We start from the raw sequence: 18,049 nt of genomic DNA, 5'->3' as shown, positions 1-18,049 counted from the left end.
CGCCGTCCGGTTGACTGGGCGCGTGGCCACGCGACTTCTCCTCATCGCCGACACCCACCTGCCGAAGCGCGCAAAGGTGCTGCCGCAGCAGGTGTGGGACGAGGTCGACGCGGCCGACGTCGTGCTGCACGCCGGCGACTGGGTGGACGTTGCCTTGCTCGACGAGCTCGAGGCGCGAGCGCGACGCCTCGTCGGCGTCTACGGCAACAACGACCACGGCGTGCTCCGCGAACGCCTGCCCGAGGTGGCCCGCGCGGAGATCGATGGCATCCGGTTCGCGGTCGTCCACGAGACCGGGAGCTCGCGCGGCCGCGAGCAGCGGTGCGCCGAGGCCTATCCGGACGCCGACGTGCTGGTGTTCGGCCACAGCCACATCCCGTGGGACACGGTCGCCGAGCTCCCGGACGGCGCGCCGCTGCGGCTGCTCAACCCCGGCTCCCCCACCGACCGGCGTCGCCAGCCGTACTGCACCTACATGACCGCGGTCGCGGACGACGGCGAGCTCCGCGACCTCCAGCTGCACCGCCTGCCGCTGCGCCGGTAGTCAGGCGGTCGGGAAGTCCGGCCCGGTCCACGGGACGGTGCGGCCGTCGTCGAGCAGCGCGTGCGACTCCATCGGCGTGTGCGGGGCCGGCACCGACCCGGCGAGCACGGACTCGGCCGCGTCGAGCAGCTTGGTGGCCGCCTTGCTGTGCTTCCAGCCGTCCATCAGCGCCTTCGGCGCGTCGTCGCGGCCGCCGACCGTGACGGCGATCTTGGCACCTGCGGCGTCGGGCGTGACCTCGACGAGGTGGATCGTGCCCCACGACAGCGCGGTCTTGCCACGCAGGAACAGCAGGCGGTGCAGCTCGTTGTTCACGCCCCGCAGCTCGTAGGGCTTGGCCTGCGCGAGACCCAGGACGGCGTCGAAGGCGGACTGCGGCGTGGCCTGGACCGTGCGGTCCTGGTACTTCGGTGCGTGCACGATGCTCCCCGTGGCTCGTGGATGATGTCGCGGCGAGTCTAGGCAGCGCGAGGCTGGCGAGCGATGGGCAGCGCTCCCCGCCTCGCCCGGCGCGGATTCCCACGAGACCGTCGGAATCCCGCATCAACAACACGAAACTTCGTGCGCGTGACGCGGGAAACGAGCGGTCTCGTGGGAAACCGGCGCGGGTCAGAGGACGGAGAGCTCCGTGATGGTCCAGGTGGAACCGGACTTCTTCGCGGTGACCGAGAGCTGGGCCGCGGAAATGCTCCCCTGGTCGTCGACCGCCCGCTGGCTGGTCTGGTCGAGGAAGACGATCACCACCGCCGAGCTCTCGGTCAGCTCCTTGACCGCGACCGACTGCACCGAGGCGGTCAGCACGAGCTGCTGGCCCGGTGCCTTCTCCTGGAGGTCGGCGAACAGCGTGTCGTACTCCTCGCGCGCGTCGCCTGCGAGCACCTGGTCGGCGGCCGCCGTGGTGACGTCAGGATCGGCGAAGTTGTAGGTCAGCACCTGGCTGAGCCCCTGCGTCACGAACGACTGCACCTCGGCGGTCAGCGACGCGTCGACCACGGCGAGGTTCTCCGCGGCCGGGGTCGAGCGGAGGTCGTGGGCCTGCCACAGCCCGTAGGCACCGATGACGGCCAGCATCGCGGCCAGGACGTAGGGCGTGGGACGGGCGCCGAGCAGGGCGCGGACGCGGCTCATGAGAGGCTCACCGCCACCTGCTGGAGGTTCTCGATCTTCCACTGCCCGTCGACCAGCTTCAGGTCGGCGGAGAACCGGTTGCGCTTCAGCGTCGGCTCGCTCTCCGGCGCTGCGTCGTCGGTGACCGTGATCTCCACGGCCGCGACGACGGTGGCCTGCGGACCGTCGAGCCGCAGCACGGCGGCGTCGACGACCTCACCCTCCGAGACCTTCAACGCATCAGCGAGCTGCTGGCGCTGGACCTCGTCGGTCGCCGCGATCTGGTCGTGCATGACGCCGGTCGTGACGTCCTCCCAGGCCTTCAGGTCGCCGATGACGTCACGGTGGTCGAGCGAGTTGAGGGTCTCGATCGCGGCCGTGGCCTCGATCAGCACGCGGTCGCGCGACTCGGCGGCGGCCAGCTGGTCGTCGTTCGACGCCTGCCACCACAGCCACGTTCCGACGAAGGCGAGCCCGACGCCGAGGATCAGCGCGATCAACGGCCCGGCCGGCCGCCGCCTCGACGAGCCATGCTCGTCATCGCCGTCGCCACCGGTCCCCGCCCCCGACGGGAGGGAGGTGTCGGAGGCGGGGTCGGCGTCGGACGCGTCGGGTGACGCGTCGCGCGAGTCGGACGCCAGCTGTGCGTCCTCCTCGGTCTCGGAGGCGGCGATCTGCGCCGCGGTACGGATCTCGGACGGGGTCATGACGTCCCTCCCAGGAGGTCGGACAGGTCGTCGACGTCGTTGAGCACGACGCCGGTCGGTGCGGGCATCGAGGCAGCACCCGTGGTGAGCGCCTGGGCCGGCACCGAGGCCGGTCCCCGCACGTCGACCCCGGTCGACGGGGCGACGGCGCACCCGGCAGCCGTGTTGAACGGCTCGCCCTCGGCGGTGTCGGTGCCGGGCCGCACGGTCGTGCCGCCGTACCCGGTCGTGCACGGGACCGGCCGCGTGAAGGAGGTCGACAGGCCCAGGTTCAGCGAGCCGCTGCCCGCGACGAGCCAGCCGATGCTGACCGCGTCGGGCACGCGGATCAGCGCGTCCTCGACCCCCAGCGCGTTGACCCCGAAGACCTGCGCGGTCGAGACGAGGTTGCCCATCAGCATGCCGAGCGGCTGACCGACGTCGCGGAACAACGTGTGCAGCTCGACCATCGCGGCGGGCGACTGCGAGATGAGCGTGCGCAGCTCGGAGTCGTGCGTGCGCAGCGTCTCGGTGATGAGGGCGAGGTCGGCGCTGAAGCTCGTGATGTCGTCGCTCGAGGCGATCTGGGTGTCGAGCACCGTGGCCGAGCTCTCGATGAGGCGCGTCGTGACGAGGAGGTTCGCCTGGGAGGTCTTCGCCCACTCCAGCGACGTGTCGAGCAGCACGCCGAAGTCGTCCCCCAGCCCGCGCGTGGCGCTGTAGGTCTCGTCGATCACGGTGCGCAGCGACCCCTCCGGGACCGAGGCGAGGAAGTCGCGGCCCGAGCGCAGGACGTCGTCGAACGCCGGCGGCAGCGCGTCCTCGTCGCCCGTCAGCCGGTCGCCGTCGGCCAGGAACGGCCCGCCGCCGGCATCGCTGCTGAGGTCGAGGTACTGCTCGCCGATCGCCGAGCGGTTGGCGACCGTAGCCTCCGCGTCCTCGGGGATGTCCGGCGCCCCCGACTCGATCTCGAGCGTCGCCACCATGCCGTCGTCGGTCACGGTCAGCTTCTCGACGCTGCCGATCTGGACCCCGCGGTAGGTCACCTCGCTGTTGACGAACAGGCCGCCGGCGTCGGGGAGCTCGACCTCGAGCTGGTAGCCGCGGGCGAAGGGGTCGAGGCCCACGTACTTCGCCGCCAGGTAGCTCGTGGCCACCAGGGCGATCACGATGAACGCGACCAGCTTGGCGCGGATGGTGCTGGTGATCACGGCGAGTCCTCCTCGTCATCGGGGTCGGGCGAGGACGGTGGCGTCGTCGACGGGGGTGGCGTCGTGGCCGGCGGGGTCGACGGACCCGGGTCCGTCGGCGTCGGCCCCGGGGTGGTGGGGCTCGGCGTCGGCATCGTCGGCGTGGCCACGCCCGGCAGCGGGGAGCTGGTCGGCGGGATCAGCATCGGCACGGGCGCCGGTGCCGGGGCGCCGCCGCCACCGGTGCAGATGGGGCACGGCTGCACGGGCTGCGCCCACTCGCACCCGATCGCGGTGCAGTCGGTCGGCAGCGTGCGGAAGTTCGTCGTGACGAAGACGTTGAGGTAGTCGCCCTTGATGGTCTGCAGCACCGAGTCCGGGAACGGATAGGTCAGCAGGATCTGGAGCGCGTTCGGGAGATCCTGCCCGGACGCGGCGAGCTGCGTGAGGATCGGCTCGAGCAGCTGCAGGTCGGCGATGATGTCGGCCTGCGCGGCGTCGAGCGTCTCGACCGCGACGGACGAGAGGCCGTCGAGCGCCTCCAGCATCGCGACGAACTGGGGTCGCTGCTCCTCCATGACGGTCAGCCCCGGGGCGAGCCCGTCGAGCGCCGAGACGATCTTGTCGCTGTCGCCGTCCAGCGTGGTCGACAGCGCGGCAAGGCTGTCGAGCGTGGCGGCGATGTCGGTGCTGCGCGCGTCGACCGTCGTCACGAAGCCCTCGAGCTGGGTCAGGAACGTGCGGATCTTCTCCGGCTCACCGTCCGAGATCGCCTGCAGCTCACGCGAGATGGTCTGGAACTCGGCGATGTCGCCGCCGTTGAGCACCATCGACAGCGCGCCGAGCACCTGCTCGACCTGCGCCGCCCGGTCGGTCTCGTCGAGATCGAGGCGAGCGCCCGACTCGAGCTGTCGGTTGCCGGCCGGGCTGTCGTCCGGTCGCACGAGGGCGACGTACTTCTCGCCGAGGAGCGAGGTCTGCTCGACCCGCGCCGTGGTGCCCTCGGGGAGGTCGGTGTCGCCGTTGACGAGAAGCTCGACGACCGCGGAGCGACCGTCAGGAGCCAGGTCGATCTTCGCGACCCGTCCCACCGGCACGTTGTCGGCGCGGACCGAGGACTGCGGGACGAGGTCGAGCACGTCCTCGAACTCGGCCGTCAGCGTGACCGGCTCGGAGCCGACGTCGGCGCCGCCGGGCAGAGGCGTGTCGTAGACCCCACGGTCGGTCAGGCCGCAGCCGCCCAGCAGCAGCGCCGCGACGACGGCGGCACCGGCGGCCCGCAGGTGCCAGTCGATGCGCGCGCGGGGCGTCGACGTGTTCCGGACGGTGCTCACGGCGCCACCTCCACGCCGGGGATGAGCACCGGGGGCGCCGAGGGCGACGTCTGGCCGCTCAGCCCCGTGCCGCTCCAGATCGTGGCCTCGAGCAGGTTGCCGCGTCCGTCGATCGTGTTGTACGCCGGGTTGTAGGCGTTCACGAAGTTCTGCAGCACCAGCGGGATCAGCCGCACGGTCTCGTCGAGCGACGCCTGCTGGTTGACGAGCGTCTGCGTCGGGCCGATCAGGTTCTGCACGCTGGTCTGCAGGTTGCCGCGGTTGTCGCGGATGAAGTCGTCGAGCACCGCCATCGCGTCGCCCAGGTTGGTGATCGCGGCGGCCAGGTCGGTGCGGTCCGCCGCGAGGTAGTCGGCGACCTCCGCGAACTGGGAGTTCGCCGAGGAGACGGCGGCGTCGTTGGCGGCGAGCATGTCCGAGAGGTCGGCCAGGTGGCCGATCGTGGCGAACAGGTCGTCGTCGACGCCCGAGAGGGTCGAGGACGCCTCGCTGAAGCTGCTGATCGTGCGGTTGATGTCGAGCCCCGTGCCGTCGAGGTTCGCGGCGGCGACGTCCAGCAGGTCCGAGAGGGCCCCCTCGGCGTTCGCGCCGTCGGGCCCGAGCTGGGTGCTGATGTCCTCCAGGCTCTGGTAGAGCTCGTCGACCTCGACCGGCACCGCGGTGTCGTCCATGCCGATCGTCGCGCCGTCCGCGAGGGCCTTGCCCTCGGTGTACGGCTCGGTCAGCTGCACGAAGCGGTCCGAGACGAGGGTCGGTGCCACCAGCACGGCCCGCGTGTCGGCCGCGACCTCCTGCCCCTGGTCGAGCCGGATGCCGACGCGCACGACGGGTCCGTCGGGCTCGACGGACGTGACCTCACCGACGGAGACGCCCAGCACCTGCACGTCGGAGCCCGGATAGAGGCCGACGGCGTCGCTGAACTCGGCGGTGAGCTCGACCCGGTTGCGGTCGGTCCACCACTGGTGTCCAGCGACGACCAGCGCCGCGACCAGCAGGGCCGCGAGCGTGCTCGTGATCTTCCTGAGGCTCATGCCCCACCTCCACTCACGGGCGCACAGTCCCGGGTCACGTCGTTGGTCAGCTGGGGCTTGTTCTCGGGGCCGAACAGCCCGCACATGTAGGCGTCGATCCAGCGGCCGTTGCCGGAGGCCGAGGCCAGGACCCGGTAGTACGGGCCGAGCTTGGCCAGGGCCGAGTCGAGGTTGGCCTGGTTGTTGGTGAGGATCGCGGCGACCTGGTCGAGCTCGGCCAGGGCGGGCTGCAGCTGCGCCTCGTTGTCGGAGACCAGCCCCTGCAGCTGCGTGCCGAGCGACGCGGTGGACTCGAGCAGCGCCGTGACGGTCGCCCGGCGCTCGGCCAGCTCGGTCAGCAGCAGGTTGCCGTCGGAGATCAGGGCGGCGAGCTCGTCGTTGCGGTTCGCGAAGGTCTGCGTGACCTGGCTCGTCGACTCCAGCAGCGTCGCGAGCTCCTCGTCGCGCGTCGAGATCGTGCGCGAGAGGTCGGTCAGCCCCGCGACGGTGGTGCGCACCGACTCCGGGGTGTCGCGGAAGGCGTCGGCCAGGGCGGTGAAGCTCTCCTCGAGCTGGGCCGTGTCGATCTCGGTGATGTTCTCCGAGAGGTCCGAGAAGGCGGCGGTCACGTCGTAGGGCGTCGTGGTGCGCTCGAGCGGGATCGCCTGGTCGAGGTCGCCGCGTCCGCCGGGGTCGACCGCGAGGTACTTCTGCCCCAGGAGCGTCTTGACCTTCACGGCGGCCGTGGTCTGCGAGCCGAGCGAGACGTCCTTGGCCGTGAAGGACACGACGACGACGTCACCGTCGAGCTCGACGCCCGTGACGCTGCCGACCTTCACGCCGGACACGCGCACCTCGGTGCCCTCCTTGAGCCCGCCGGCCTCGGCGAAGTGCGCGGTGTACTCGCGCCCCTCCCCGATCAGCGGCAGTCGCGCGGAGCTGAACGTCGCGAAGAACAGCAGCCCGAGCACGACGAGACCCACCGCAGCGATCACCACCCGGTCGCGCTCCGCGAACGACTTCCCGAACCTGCTCATGCGTGTACCTCCTGTGCTGTCGTGGACCGACCGAGGTTTCGAGGCTCAGGCGCCAGAGCGCCTTCGCACCTCGACCAGCGGTGGGTGCTCATGCTCCGCACCTCGCTGCGTTGGCCTGGACGCCGAGGTCGCCGTAGTAGCCCTCGGGATCGGGGATGACCCCGTCGATCTGGCAGACGTAGAAGTTGAGCCAGGATCCGTAGCTGCCGACCGTGCCGAGCGCGTCGAGCTTGGTCGGGAGGGTCTGGAAGAACGTGTTGAGCGTGCCCTCGGCGTCGGACAGGTTGCCGGCGAGGGTCTGCAGCGCCGTGATGTCGTTCTTCAGCGGCGTGCGCCCCTGCTCGAGGAGCTCGGCCACGCTGACCGAGAGGCCGCTGAGCCCGTCGAGCGTGCTGCCGATCGTGTCGCGGTCCGAGGCCAGCCCGGAGACGAGGTCCTGCAGCGTGACGATCACGGTGTCGACCTGGTCGGTGCGGCTGTTGACCGTCGTGAGCACCGAGTTGAGGCTCGTGATGAGCTCACCGATGACGGAGTCCTTCTCGGCCAGCGTCGAGGTCAGGCTGCCGGTGCTGGCCAGCAGCGTGTCGACCGAGGCGCCGTCGCCCTGGAACACCGCGATGATCTCGGCGCTGAGGGTGTTGACGTCCTCGGGGTCGAGCACCTTCAGCAGCGGCTGGAACCCGTTGAACAGCAGCGTCAGGTCGAGCGCGGGCTCGGTCTCGTCGAGCCCGAACGTGTACCCGGGCTCGAGCTCGGCGCCGCGGTCGCTCGGCGGCTCCAGCGAGATGTACCGCTGTCCCACGAGGTTGCGGAACTTGAGCTGCGCGACCGTGCCCTTCTCGACCCGAGCGGAGCCGGAGACGGTGAACTCGACCACGGCGTTGGCGTCGTCGTCGAGGTCGATGCTGCTGACCGTGCCGACCTTGACGCCGGCCATGCGCACGTCGTCGCCCTTGTTGAGGCTCGTCGCGTCGGTGTAGACCGCCGTGAAGGTCTCGCCGGGACCGCTGGAGTTCCGGATCGTGGCCGCGAGGGCCATCGTCGCCAGCACGGTCACGAGGGTGAACACGACGCTCTTGATGAGGATGCGGGTCACTGGACCGTCACCACCGTTCCGCGCAGGGCGGGTCCGAGCAGGAGACTGGACCACGCCGGATAGTCATCGGGGGCGAGGCCCCGGCCGCCGGCGAGGAGCTCGGCGATGAGCTGGTTCTCGGCCGGCGAGTTGACCTCGCCGAGGCCCATCGCGTCGGCGACCTGGGCGGCGACGAGGGGGCTGGGTGGCGGCGCGACGACCGGCGGGGTGTCGGCGGCGGGCGCTGGGGCCGGGCTCCCGGCGGCGCTGCTCTGGTACGGGCACCGAGCCTGACCACCGCGGGAGAACTGCGGGTTGTCGGGCCCGTACGCATAGGCGCCGCGGGTCGGCACGACGTTGAGCGTGACGTGGATGCCGGGCTCGGCGGAGTCCTTGCCGAGCACCGTGTCCATCGTCGGGACGAAGTCGGCGACGGCCTTGAACAGGCACGGGAACTGCGTCGCGTACGGCGCGGCAGCAGCCAGCGCCGAGCGGCTCTCGGCCGAGAGCGTGATGATCGTGCCCTGATTCACCTGCAGCCAGTCACGGGTCGTGTTCGACGCCGTGACGACGTTCGCGAAGAGGGTCGTCAACGTCTCCTGCTCCTCCACCATCGTGTTCGCGGTGACCGTGAGGTCGTCCAGCGCCTCGAGCAGGTCGGGCGCGGCGACCTCGTAGGTGCGCGCCACCTGGCCGAGCTTGACCAGGTCGTCGGCGAGCTGCGGCACGTACGGCTGCAGCTGGGTCAGATAGGTGCCCCACAGCTCCATCGACTCGCCGATGTCGGCACCGCGACCGGAGAGCAGCAGGCTCAGCTCGCCCAGCGCGGCGGAGAGCTTCTGCGGCTGCAGCGCCTCGAGCACGGGCAGCAGCTCGTCGAGCACCTGCTCCAGCTCGATGGCCTCGTCGGAGGCGTCCTGGCGGATCGTGTCGCCCGCCGCGAGTCCGTCGCCGCTCGTGGCGCCGTCGGCCAGCAGCTGCACGTAGCGCTCGCCGAACAGGGTCTTGGGCAGGAGCCGCGCGACGGTGTCGCTCGGCAGCTTCTCGGCGACCGACGGCTTGAGCGAGAGGGTCAGCACCGCGCCGTCGGCAGTGGACTCGATGTCCTCGACCACGCCGACCGGCACGCCGTTGAGCTTCACGTCGGAGCCCTTCTGCATCGCGTTGCCGACGCTGCCGGTCGTCAGCCTGACCTCGGTGCTCGAGACGAACGCGCGGTCGTAGACCAGCGCGGCGACGAGCAGGCCCAGCACGATCAGGCCGATGAACGCGACGCCGAAGACCGTGTCGGCGGTGCGGGTGCTCTTGACGACCACGGGCCCGCTCATCCGGCGATCCTCACGGTCGAGGTGGTGCCCCACAGCGCCATCGAGAGCACCAGGTCGAGGACGGCGACAGTCACGATGCTGCGCCGCACGGCCGTGCCGACCGCGATGCCGACGCCCGCCGGTCCGCCGTGGGCCGTGAAGCCGAGGCGGCAGTGGATCAGGATGATGATGACCGCGAACACCATGACCTTGAGGAACGACAGCAGGATGTCGATGGGCGGCAGGAACAGCTCGAAGTAGTGGTCGTAGGTGCCGGCGGACTGGCCGTGGAAGTACACCGTGACGATGCGGGAGCCGGCGTACGACATCAGCAGGCCGATAACGTAGAGCGGGATGATCGCGGCGAAGCCGGCGATGACCCGCGTGGTGACGAGGTAGCGGCGGCTCGAGACGGCCATGACGTCGAGCGCGTCGACCTCCTCGTTGATGCGCATCGCGCCGAGCTGGGCGGTGAAGCCCGAGCCGACGGTGGCCGAGAGGGCGAGGGCGGCGACGAGCGGCGCGATCTCGCGGGTGTTGAAGTACGCCGAGATGAAGCCGTTGAGCGTCGCGGTGCCGATCTGGTCGAGGGCCGCGTAGCCCTGCATGCCGACGACGGTGCCGACGAACAGCGTCATGCCGAGCATCACGCCGATCGTGCCGCCGATGACGGCCAGCGCGCCGGTGCCGAAGCTGACCTCCGACAGCAGCCGCAGGATCTCCTTCGGGTGGTGGCGCAGCGCCTGCGGGATGTCGGCGAGCACGCTCAGGTGGAAGCGCAGACCGACGCCCAGCTGGGCCAGCCGGTCGACCGGGGCCGTGGCTGCGCGGCGCGCGAGCGACGGACGCGCCGGGCTCGACCGGCGTGCGCCGGCTCTCTGCGGGACTGGTGCGACGGCCATGTCAGGCTCCCTTGCCCGGCACCAGCTGGAGGTACAGCGTGGTGATCACGAAGTTGACGAAGAAGAGCATCAGGAAGGTCACGACGACCGACTGGTTGACGGCGTCGCCCACCCCCTTGGGCCCAGGTGCGGTGTTGAGACCGCGGTAGCAAGCCACGACCCCGGCGACGAAGCCGAAGACCACGGCCTTGATCTCGCCGACCCACAGGTCCGAGATCTGCGCGAGGGCGGTGAACGAGGCGAGGTACGCGCCAGGCGTGCCGCCCTGCACGACGACGTTGAAGAAGTAGCCGCCGATCACGCCGACCACCGAGACGAGGCCGTTCAGCAGCACCGCGGCGAGCACGCAGGCGATCACGCGCGGGACGACGAGGCGGCGCACGGGGTCGATGCCCATGACCCGCATCGCGTCGATCTCGTCCTTGATGCGGCGCGAGCCGAGGTCGGCGCAGATGGCTGCGCCTCCGGCCCCAGCGATCACGAGCGTCGTGACGATGGGGGCGGCCTGCTGCACGACCGCCAGCACGCTGGCCGCGCCGGTGAACGACTGCGCCCCGACCTGCACGGTGAGGGTGCCGAGCTGCAGCGCGATGACCGCGCCGAACGGGATCGCGACGAGCATCGCCGGGATCCACGAGACGCTGACGACGAACCAGAACTGCTCGACCAGCTCGCGCACGGCGAACGGTCGGCGGAAGGTGGAGCGGAGGGTGTCGAGGGCGAGGGCGAACAGGTCGCCGACCGCGGTGAGGGCCCGGGTGACGACGTTCCTGTGCGGGAGGGACCGCGCTCGGTCGGACTCGTCGTCGGGCGCGACGTACAGCTGGGCCGCTCCGCTCGAGACGCGCTCGCGGTGGCGGTCGGCCGCCGGGCGTGGCCGGCCCGACTTCGGCGTCAGCTGGCGCGGCAGCACCTCGACGGGTCGCGCACCCGAGTGCCGGGTGAGCACCGAGGTGCCGCCGGGGTAGGTGGGCCCGAGGTCGACGGGCTCGTCACGCCGGTGGTCGACCTCCTCGCTCATGCCGATCGGGCCCTCGGGGTCGCCGCTCATGAACTGGCTGACGACGGGGTGGTCGGTCAGCAGGAACTCCTCGCGCGGGCCGAACATCACGAGCTCGCGGCGGTAGAGCATGCCGAGGTTGTCGGGCATCGTGCGCGCGAGCTCGATGTTGTGGGTGACGACGAGCATCGTGGCGTCGGTCGCGGCGTTGACCTCCACCAGCAGCTGGGCGAGGTTCGACGTGCGCACCGGGTCGAGGCCGGAGTCGGGCTCGTCGATCAGGATGATCTCGGGATCGGTCACGAGCGAGCGGGCCAGGCCCGCGCGCTTCTTCATGCCGCCGGAGATCTCGCCGGGCACCTTGTGCTCCTGGCCGACCAGGCCCACCATGTCGAGCTTCTCCATCACGATGGAGCGGATGTCGGACTCGCTCTTCCTCGTGTGCTCGCGCAGCGGGAAGGCGACGTTGTCGTAGACGTTCATCGAGCCGAACAGCGCGCCGTCCTGGAACAGCACGCCGAAGCGCTTGCGCATCTCGAGCCGCATCGCCTCGGTGGCGCGCACCATGTCCGTCCCGTCGATGAGGATCGAGCCGGCCTCCGGCTGCACGAGCCCCATGACCGACTTCAGGAACACCGACTTGCCCGTGCCCGACGGCCCCAGCAAGGCGGTGATCTCGCCCGCCGGCAGCGTCAGCGTCACGTCGTGCCAGATGTTCTGGCTGCCGTACGTCTTGCTGAGGCCCTCGACCTCGACCGTTCCGCCCATGCGATCTCTCCCCGATCCTCGTGTTCCGGCTGTCGCCGTCTGCGGTGCATCCGGCGCGATGCTAGGTGTGGGTTCCGTCACTTCGCTACGGATAAGTAGCACTCCCGCCCAGACGGACGAGAACTTGTCACCCGACTGACAAGTTCTGCTCGGGACGCCCGAGCCCTACGGCCCCTCACCGTCCGGCAGCGGCGGCATGGGCGGAGTCGCCGGAGCCGGGAGGGGGCAGAGAATATGGGTCTCGTCGGGGTCGTCCGTGCATCCGGCCAGATTGGCCAGTGCCACGTCGATCGACGCACGGATGACCAGATGCCCCTGCCGGACACGGACAGGATTGTTCGGGCCCGAGGCCAACGACGTCACGATCTGGCTCAGGTCGTCCCCGCCGCCTCGACACCCCGTGAACGCGGGAATGTCGATCCCCGTTGATGACGGGATCTCCCTCCCGTTGTCCTTGAAGTAGAACGGCGAGTTGAGCGGAAAGAGCGTCCCGTTGCGCAGACCATCCCTCGCCGAAAGGGAGCCGCCTTGGGTCGGGCTGTAGTCGTCCTCGTTGAACATTTGCAGCTGAACGGGCTCGACCGTCGAACAGGATTCACCGACGTCTACCGGCACTCCGTCGATGACCAGGTCGCTGATGCTGAGCTCGACGGGACCTTCCACCATCGCCGTGGATGGCGCACGGTACGTGGTATCGCACCCACCAAACCTGCCGGCGTTGATGGCGTTCCACTGATGGGTGATGAGCGGCACGACCTCGCCGTTCTCGCGGGCCATCGTCATGGTGACCGTGGCCGACGCCGGGATGGACCCGAAGGCGACCAGATTGACGGACATCTCGGCCAGAACGCCCACTGCACCGCCGCCCCCCGCGATGGGCCGCATCGGGTAGATCGCACCCCGGAAGTAGTTGGCCTGCTTGCGAGTGGCTTCGTTGACGGCACAGGGCGGCTGGAAGAACGGATAGGGCACCCGTACGACCGTGCCACCTGTCGTGGGGTTCTCCACTGGGTGCGAGAACAGCGGGAAGAAGATCATGGTCCAGAGCGGCGACTCCGGGCCGATCGTGAGCGACATCTTCGCGGTCCTCGCGACCGCGTTCTGGGTCGCCGTCGCGATGCCGTAGCGGGTCGAGATCGGCTGCTCGGGAAGATCCTCGCGACCTGGTGTGCCTGCTGCGGCGAGCTCCTGCGCGCCGGGCTCAACGACTCCCGGTGCGGGTGCATCTGGCTCGACCGGCGCTGCGTTCCCCGGCAGGGCTACCGCCCCGACCAGGATCAGAACTGCGAGGAGGACCGGCCGCTCGAGACGTCCGCGCATCTCAGTGACTCAGCTCGAGCGGAGCGGCGGCAACATTGGTCCACGTGCCTTCGATCGTCACCCGGTTGCCGTCAGCAATGCCGATGATGAAGCACGATCCCCTCACGCCTTGCACCTGAAGATCGGCGCCAGTCGATGTGAACTGTTGCGTGGCCGTGTTGAAGTGACCCGAGATCGTGCCGCCGGGTCCAGGTCCCACGAGCTTGTAGTTGCAGCCGACCCAGGCCACCGATGCACTCACCCCGCGCACCTCGACCGGCCAGACCGGTCCCACCGGGTCGCCGGTCACGACCAGGTCCCACGCACCACCGAAGTCGATGGCGGTGAGACCGAAGTAGTCATGGGAGCAGAGATCGCCGCTGAAGTCGTCGAGCGTTCCTGCATGCTCTGAGTGAGGACGCGGGACGCCGGCGTCCTCCAGCGCCCCCGCGATGGGCAGCGCCGTACACTCCGACGTCGCTTCGGCGTCCAGGTCCGTGACGACGACCTCCCCCTCGGCGACGAGATCGATCTCCGGGCCGCCGCTCGGCGTGTAGGGGTCAGCCGCCTGGGCCGCCTGGGTGGTCCCAAGCAGCGTTGCGGCGGCCAGGGCAACCGCCAACATGGCCCGGATGGGGCGAGTTGCGAACGGGTTCATGGTGCTCCTCTGGAGGGTCGAGGGGATCGAGGTTGGAGTCGCGGGACCGACCGCGTCTGTCCCGGTGTCGCCGGCGACACCGGGACAGACGCGGAGCAATGTCCGATCAGTGCGTCAGGCTGAACGGCGAGTTGCCTGCCGGCGGCACGTTGGTCCACGTGCCCGCGACCTCCACGTCGTTGCCGTTGCCGACACCGATGATCCAGCAGCTTCCGACCGCGCTGTTGACCTCGAGGTTGTCGCCAGTCACGGCGAACTTCTGCGTCACCGGGTTGAAGGTGCCCGAGATCGTGCCGCTGGTACCGCCGGGTCCCTTCGCCGTGAACGAGCACCCGACGGCGGCCACGTTGGCCGAGACGTCGCGCAGCTCGACGGGCCACAGGCCACCAGTCGGGTCGCCCGTCACGAAGAAGTCCCAGGTGCCGGTGAGGTTGATGCTGGTCGCGCCGAAGTAGTCGTTGTTGCAGTTGACCGCCTCGATGTCGTCGAGCTCACCGGCCACTGCCGAGTGCGCCCGCGACGAGCCCGGGTTGACGATGGAGCCGCCGAGGTTGACCTGCTCGCACTCGAGCGTGGCTCCCGCGTCGACGTCGGTGAACGTCAGGTTGGTGGCACGGAAGTCCGCAGCCGGGCCTCCGCCCGGCGTGTAGGGGTTGGTGGCCTGGGCCGGCCCGGACATGGCCAGCACGGTGGCCGTGGTGGCTGCGGCGGCGACGAGACCGCCGAGCACTCGTCTGTTCATGATCTTCATGACGGAAGTTCCTTCACTGTGGGTTGGGGTGGAACCACCGGGCACGTGGCCGAGCCCGGCGTCGTGCGTGCGCCCCCGAACGGCGCACCTCCCTCACGCACTGGGGCGTGGGTTGGAGATCTGGAGCTCGAGCGTGTTGTTGCTGCCCGGCACGATCGAGTTGATCGGCACCGACCCGAAGGTTGGGAAGAAGAACGGGATGCTGAGGAAGTTCAGCGGCGCGCAGCCCGTGAAGCTGCCGATCGTGTAGCTGCCGGCCACCTTCCCGCCTCGCAGGGTGCGGAAGTACTCCCCGGCGGGCGACTTCACGGTGACGTCGACCGGTTTGACCGTGTGGCAGTTGCTGCCGACCGCCAGCGGCCACCAGATGCCGAACACGCGGGCCTGCAGGTTGCTGATCTTGATGTCGTAGTCGACGTTCGCGGTCAGGACGAGGTCACCACGCTTCGCGGTCTCCTCCAGCGTTCCGGTGACCTCGCCGACCTGGGTCATCGTCACGGTCGCGCGCGTCGGGATGCCGAAGATGCTGAAGTCCAGCACCTGGCTGGGGATCGCGAGGTCTCCACCCGCAATGCGCTGGTCGGCGAGGTCGAGAGTCGCCGTCAGGGTGGTGGGCCCGACGGGCATCGAGGCGTTGACCTTGGCGCCGATCGTGGTGCTGCCGGAGGCGTCGTAGGTGAGCGAGAACGTCGGGTTCGGCTCCTCGGCGTGGACCGGCGAGGTCGGCGCCAGGAGGGCCATGGTCAGTGCCGCGACCGCTGCGGCGACGAGCCGCGAGCCGCGTCGGGTGGAGGTGCGTGTCTTCACGGGAAGCTCCTGGGTGGGTGACGGAAGGACGTCGGTCGGCTGTGAGTCAGACCACAGGACGTGCCGACGCCGTCATTGAGCCGCCGCCACTCACCACGTCGCAAGGACCCGAGGCTCGAAGCGCCCGAATGGGTCGAAAAGTTGTCAGTCGGGTGACAAGTTCCTGGCGTTCCGGGCTTCACCCACGCCGAGTCGATCGCATTGTGCTACTTATCAGTATCGTCGCTCGACCGTCATGACGGAGCGGTTCGTCGGCAGTGGCCGGTGGGGGCGCGAGCGCCACCCCGGCCGGACCGGCCCGTCGGACGCCCGAACCGGCGGGCCGGCGCCGCGCCGTTGCTCCGTCCACAGGCACTGACGCGCTCGACGAGGGCTGTCCGGGGGCGGACCTACCGTCACTCAGAACACCGCACGACCCGAGGACCCATGAACGCTGACGACTCGCCCCGCCCCTCCTGGCTGCGGGAACCGTGCCCGACGTGGTGTCGAGTCACGCACCACGAGACCGACCTGCCCGACGACCGGGTGCACGAGAGCGCCGCCACGGCGGTCTCCGTCACGACGCCTGCCGACCCGGGCGCCGAGCTGTACGTCACGATCACGCGTGCCGTCGGCGCGACCGAGGCGTGGGTGTTCATCGGCGGGGCCTCGCGCGACGGCCAGCACCTCCACCTGAGCCCCGAGAGCGCGCGCCGCGTCGCTCGGGCCCTGCTCGAGGTCGACGAGTCGTGATACTCATCAGTCTGTAGACCTATGCGTAGCGGAAGTCCAGAGTGCTGGCGTGACGTCCCAGCTGCAGATCACCCTCGGCCGCAAGGTGCGCGAGCACCGGCTCAAGCTCGGCCTCAGCCAGGAGGCGTTGGCCGCAGAGCTCGGATTCCACCGCACGTACCTGGGCTCGATCGAGCGCGGCGAGCGTAACCTCTCGTTGGCCTCCGTCGAGCAGCTCGCGCGCCTGCTCGGCGTCCCTCCGCTCAGCCTCCTCCAGGACTGACACGCGACCGAGTCACCTGGCAGCTCGCGAAAAGTTGTCATGCGGGTCACAAGTTCTGACCCAATTTCGGCCCGATGTGGCGTCGGGTATCGACCTCGACGACCGCGCGACCGTTGACTGACCCCGAGGGATGGGCCGGCCGGACACGACCGACCCAGCACGATCCGGGGGAGGTTCGACATGACCGTGCTGTTCGACGCAGAGGACCGGACACGAGGGCAGCGCCGATGGCCGGGGCGCACAGCGGGCCGCGACCCGTCGCGCGCCCTGGTGGCTTCGCTCGCCGACCTCCCCCGTCTCGACGAGGCCGCCGTGGCGGTGGCGCGCCGCAGGGCGCCGCAGCTCGGTGATCGCATCGCGACGCGAGTACGGGCCGAGGTCGTCGCCTTCTCCGGCCCCTCCCAGCACGAGGCGGTGTCCCTCGCCATCTCCCGAGCCGTCGAGCTGTTCGCCGACGCGCTCGCCGGCGCCCCGTGCGCGGGCACGACGCGGCCGCCCTCTTCCGCGACCTCGGCCTCCTCGAGGCGCGGGCCGGGCACGACCTCGACGCCATGCGGGCCGCACACCAGATCGCGACCCAGGAGGCGTGGACGGAGTTCCGCGACGCCGCCACAGAGCTCGACCTGGGCCAGGACGTCGTCGGTCAGCTGGCCCAGACGCTCCTCGCCTTCCAGGAGCAGCTGCTGCAGCAGGCCAGCCTGGGGTTCTCCGCCGGCGACCGACCGAGGCACCCCGATCCACGCCCGGCCCTGCTCACGGCCGTCGTCGGTGGGGAGTCGCCGAGGCGGCTGGCCCTTCTGTCCCGCGCCGCGGCATGGCCGATTCCCGAGCAGCTGGTGGTGGCGGTCTCCCTGCCGACGGAGCGGGCGCGGGCGATCGCCCAGGCCCACCCGATGGCGTTGTCGGGGACCGACGGACGCCACCTCCTCGTCGCCGCGGAACCCGAGGTGGCGGCGCACGTCGCTGCGGCACTCGGCAGCGGCGGCGCCGTCGTCGCCGTCAGTGGCCGCGTCACCACCGCCGACGCCCACCACGCGTCGCGCTGGGCCCTGCGGCTCCTGCGGCTCGCCCTCGACGAGAAGATCCCCGTGCCCGCCGACGGTGTTGTGCACGTCGACCAGCACCAGCTCGACCTGAGCCTGCACGCCGACCCCGTGCTCCGCGAACGCATCGACCACGAGATGCTCGCGCCCCTGACGCTGGAGACGGCCAAGCGACGCGCGATCCTCGGCGAGACGATGATGGTGTGGCTGCAGACCGGCGACAGCGCAGCCGCGCTGGCCGACCGGCTCGGCGTGCACCACCAGACGGCCTACGGACGGCTGCGGAAGCTGCGCTTCATGTTCCGCGACCGCCTCGACGACCCCAAGCAGGCGGCCGCCCTGCTGACGGCGCTCGAGTCGGCCATGCCCCGCTGGCGCCGCGAGCTCGACTGAGCACGGCAGAACGACGCCTCCCACGACCCTCGAGGCGCGCTCGGGTCGTTGCGGAGTGCCCGCTCCTCGGGCAGATGATGTGAGCCGCGGCGCGCCGTCCGGATGGGGGTCAGGGCATGGTCAGTGGCACGAGCTGGCGCGGGC

At 70.3% G+C, this 18,049-nt stretch carries 19 protein-coding genes and 1 pseudogene; 4 read left to right on the top strand and 16 right to left on the bottom strand.

Annotated elements, in window-relative coordinates; all coding sequences use genetic code 11:
* The first annotated feature begins 22 nt into the window (after positions 1 to 22).
* Positions 23 to 544, top strand: a complete 522-nt coding sequence (locus tag LO931_RS14120; protein WP_229054404.1) for a metallophosphoesterase — start codon at positions 23 to 25, stop codon at positions 542 to 544.
* On the opposite strand, the gene LO931_RS14115 is transcribed toward LO931_RS14120, so the two are convergent.
* The 16 genes and pseudogenes from LO931_RS14115 to LO931_RS14040 all read right to left on the bottom strand — a co-directional run bounded on the left by LO931_RS14115 (position 545) and on the right by LO931_RS14040 (position 15,475).
* On the bottom strand, positions 545 to 964 hold the full coding sequence (locus LO931_RS14115) for a hypothetical protein (RefSeq protein ID WP_229054403.1): 420 nt from the start codon (positions 962 to 964) through the stop codon (positions 545 to 547).
* 189 nt (positions 965 to 1,153) lie between these two features.
* A complete protein-coding gene (locus LO931_RS14110) occupies positions 1,154 to 1,672 on the bottom strand; it encodes a hypothetical protein (protein ID WP_229054402.1) in 519 nt (172 codons plus the stop codon).
* Positions 1,669 to 2,358: a hypothetical protein gene (locus LO931_RS14105; protein WP_229054400.1), complete on the bottom strand. Its 690-nt coding sequence runs from the start codon at positions 2,356 to 2,358 to the stop codon at positions 1,669 to 1,671. The genes LO931_RS14110 and LO931_RS14105 overlap by 4 nt, the downstream gene beginning before the upstream one ends.
* Positions 2,355 to 3,548, bottom strand: a complete 1,194-nt coding sequence (locus LO931_RS14100) for an MlaD family protein (RefSeq protein WP_229054395.1) — start codon at positions 3,546 to 3,548, stop codon at positions 2,355 to 2,357. Before LO931_RS14100 ends, LO931_RS14105 begins: the two co-directional genes overlap by 4 nt.
* The gene (locus tag LO931_RS14095; RefSeq protein WP_229054393.1) at positions 3,545 to 4,861 is read right to left on the bottom strand and encodes an MCE family protein; all 1,317 of its coding nucleotides are present in this window, start codon (positions 4,859 to 4,861) and stop codon (positions 3,545 to 3,547) included. Before LO931_RS14095 ends, LO931_RS14100 begins: the two co-directional genes overlap by 4 nt.
* Entirely contained in the window at positions 4,858 to 5,892 is a 1,035-nt protein-coding gene (locus tag LO931_RS14090; RefSeq protein ID WP_229054391.1) for an MCE family protein, read from the bottom strand. The genes LO931_RS14095 and LO931_RS14090 overlap by 4 nt, the downstream gene beginning before the upstream one ends.
* Positions 5,889 to 6,908, bottom strand: coding sequence for an MCE family protein (locus tag LO931_RS14085; protein WP_229054389.1), 1,020 nt, complete (start codon positions 6,906 to 6,908; stop codon positions 5,889 to 5,891). Before LO931_RS14085 ends, LO931_RS14090 begins: the two co-directional genes overlap by 4 nt.
* Positions 6,909 to 6,996: 88 nt before the next feature.
* Positions 6,997 to 8,004 carry an MCE family protein gene (locus LO931_RS14080; protein ID WP_229054387.1) on the bottom strand — a complete coding sequence of 336 codons (1,008 nt, stop codon included), beginning with the start codon at positions 8,002 to 8,004 and terminating at the stop codon, positions 6,997 to 6,999.
* Positions 8,001 to 9,311 carry an MCE family protein gene (locus tag LO931_RS14075; RefSeq protein WP_229054385.1) on the bottom strand — a complete coding sequence of 437 codons (1,311 nt, stop codon included), beginning with the start codon at positions 9,309 to 9,311 and terminating at the stop codon, positions 8,001 to 8,003. Before LO931_RS14075 ends, LO931_RS14080 begins: the two co-directional genes overlap by 4 nt.
* Positions 9,308 to 10,192, bottom strand: coding sequence for an ABC transporter permease (locus LO931_RS14070; RefSeq protein WP_229054383.1), 885 nt, complete (start codon positions 10,190 to 10,192; stop codon positions 9,308 to 9,310). The genes LO931_RS14075 and LO931_RS14070 overlap by 4 nt, the downstream gene beginning before the upstream one ends.
* A 1-nt stretch (position 10,193) precedes the next feature.
* Positions 10,194 to 10,925 carry an ABC transporter permease gene (locus tag LO931_RS14065; RefSeq protein WP_229055148.1) on the bottom strand — a complete coding sequence of 244 codons (732 nt, stop codon included), beginning with the start codon at positions 10,923 to 10,925 and terminating at the stop codon, positions 10,194 to 10,196.
* A 486-nt stretch (positions 10,926 to 11,411) separates the two neighbouring features.
* Positions 11,412 to 11,960 (bottom strand): annotated as a pseudogene (locus LO931_RS14060) (ABC transporter ATP-binding protein); the annotation flags it as partial.
* Between the two features lie 165 nt (positions 11,961 to 12,125).
* Positions 12,126 to 13,280, bottom strand: coding sequence for a hypothetical protein (locus LO931_RS14055; protein ID WP_229054381.1), 1,155 nt, complete (start codon positions 13,278 to 13,280; stop codon positions 12,126 to 12,128).
* A 1-nt stretch (position 13,281) separates the two neighbouring features.
* A complete protein-coding gene (locus tag LO931_RS14050; protein WP_229054379.1) occupies positions 13,282 to 13,917 on the bottom strand; it encodes a hypothetical protein in 636 nt (211 codons plus the stop codon).
* Positions 13,918 to 14,023: 106 nt separating this feature from the next.
* Positions 14,024 to 14,668 carry a hypothetical protein gene (locus tag LO931_RS14045; RefSeq protein WP_229054377.1) on the bottom strand — a complete coding sequence of 215 codons (645 nt, stop codon included), beginning with the start codon at positions 14,666 to 14,668 and terminating at the stop codon, positions 14,024 to 14,026.
* A 93-nt stretch (positions 14,669 to 14,761) separates the two neighbouring features.
* Positions 14,762 to 15,475 carry a hypothetical protein gene (locus LO931_RS14040; RefSeq protein WP_229054376.1) on the bottom strand — a complete coding sequence of 238 codons (714 nt, stop codon included), beginning with the start codon at positions 15,473 to 15,475 and terminating at the stop codon, positions 14,762 to 14,764.
* A 426-nt stretch (positions 15,476 to 15,901) separates the two neighbouring features.
* Between LO931_RS14040 and LO931_RS14035 the strand changes: the two genes are divergently transcribed.
* The 3 genes from LO931_RS14035 to LO931_RS14025 all read left to right on the top strand — a co-directional run bounded on the left by LO931_RS14035 (position 15,902) and on the right by LO931_RS14025 (position 17,905).
* On the top strand, positions 15,902 to 16,207 hold the full coding sequence (locus LO931_RS14035) for a hypothetical protein (RefSeq protein ID WP_229054375.1): 306 nt from the start codon (positions 15,902 to 15,904) through the stop codon (positions 16,205 to 16,207).
* Between the two features lie 49 nt (positions 16,208 to 16,256).
* Positions 16,257 to 16,469, top strand: a complete 213-nt coding sequence (locus LO931_RS14030) for a helix-turn-helix domain-containing protein (RefSeq protein ID WP_229054374.1) — start codon at positions 16,257 to 16,259, stop codon at positions 16,467 to 16,469.
* A 473-nt stretch (positions 16,470 to 16,942) separates the two neighbouring features.
* Positions 16,943 to 17,905, top strand: coding sequence for a helix-turn-helix domain-containing protein (locus LO931_RS14025; RefSeq protein WP_229054373.1), 963 nt, complete (start codon positions 16,943 to 16,945; stop codon positions 17,903 to 17,905).
* Positions 17,906 to 18,049: the final 144 nt, after the last annotated feature.

The sequence above is a fragment of the Aeromicrobium sp. Leaf350 genome (assembly GCF_916858655.1).
In the GTDB taxonomy this organism is placed as follows: Bacteria; Actinomycetota; Actinomycetes; order Propionibacteriales; family Nocardioidaceae; genus Aeromicrobium.
Note: the sequence above shows the minus strand (reverse complement) of the source record. Positions and strands in the feature narration are given on the sequence as shown.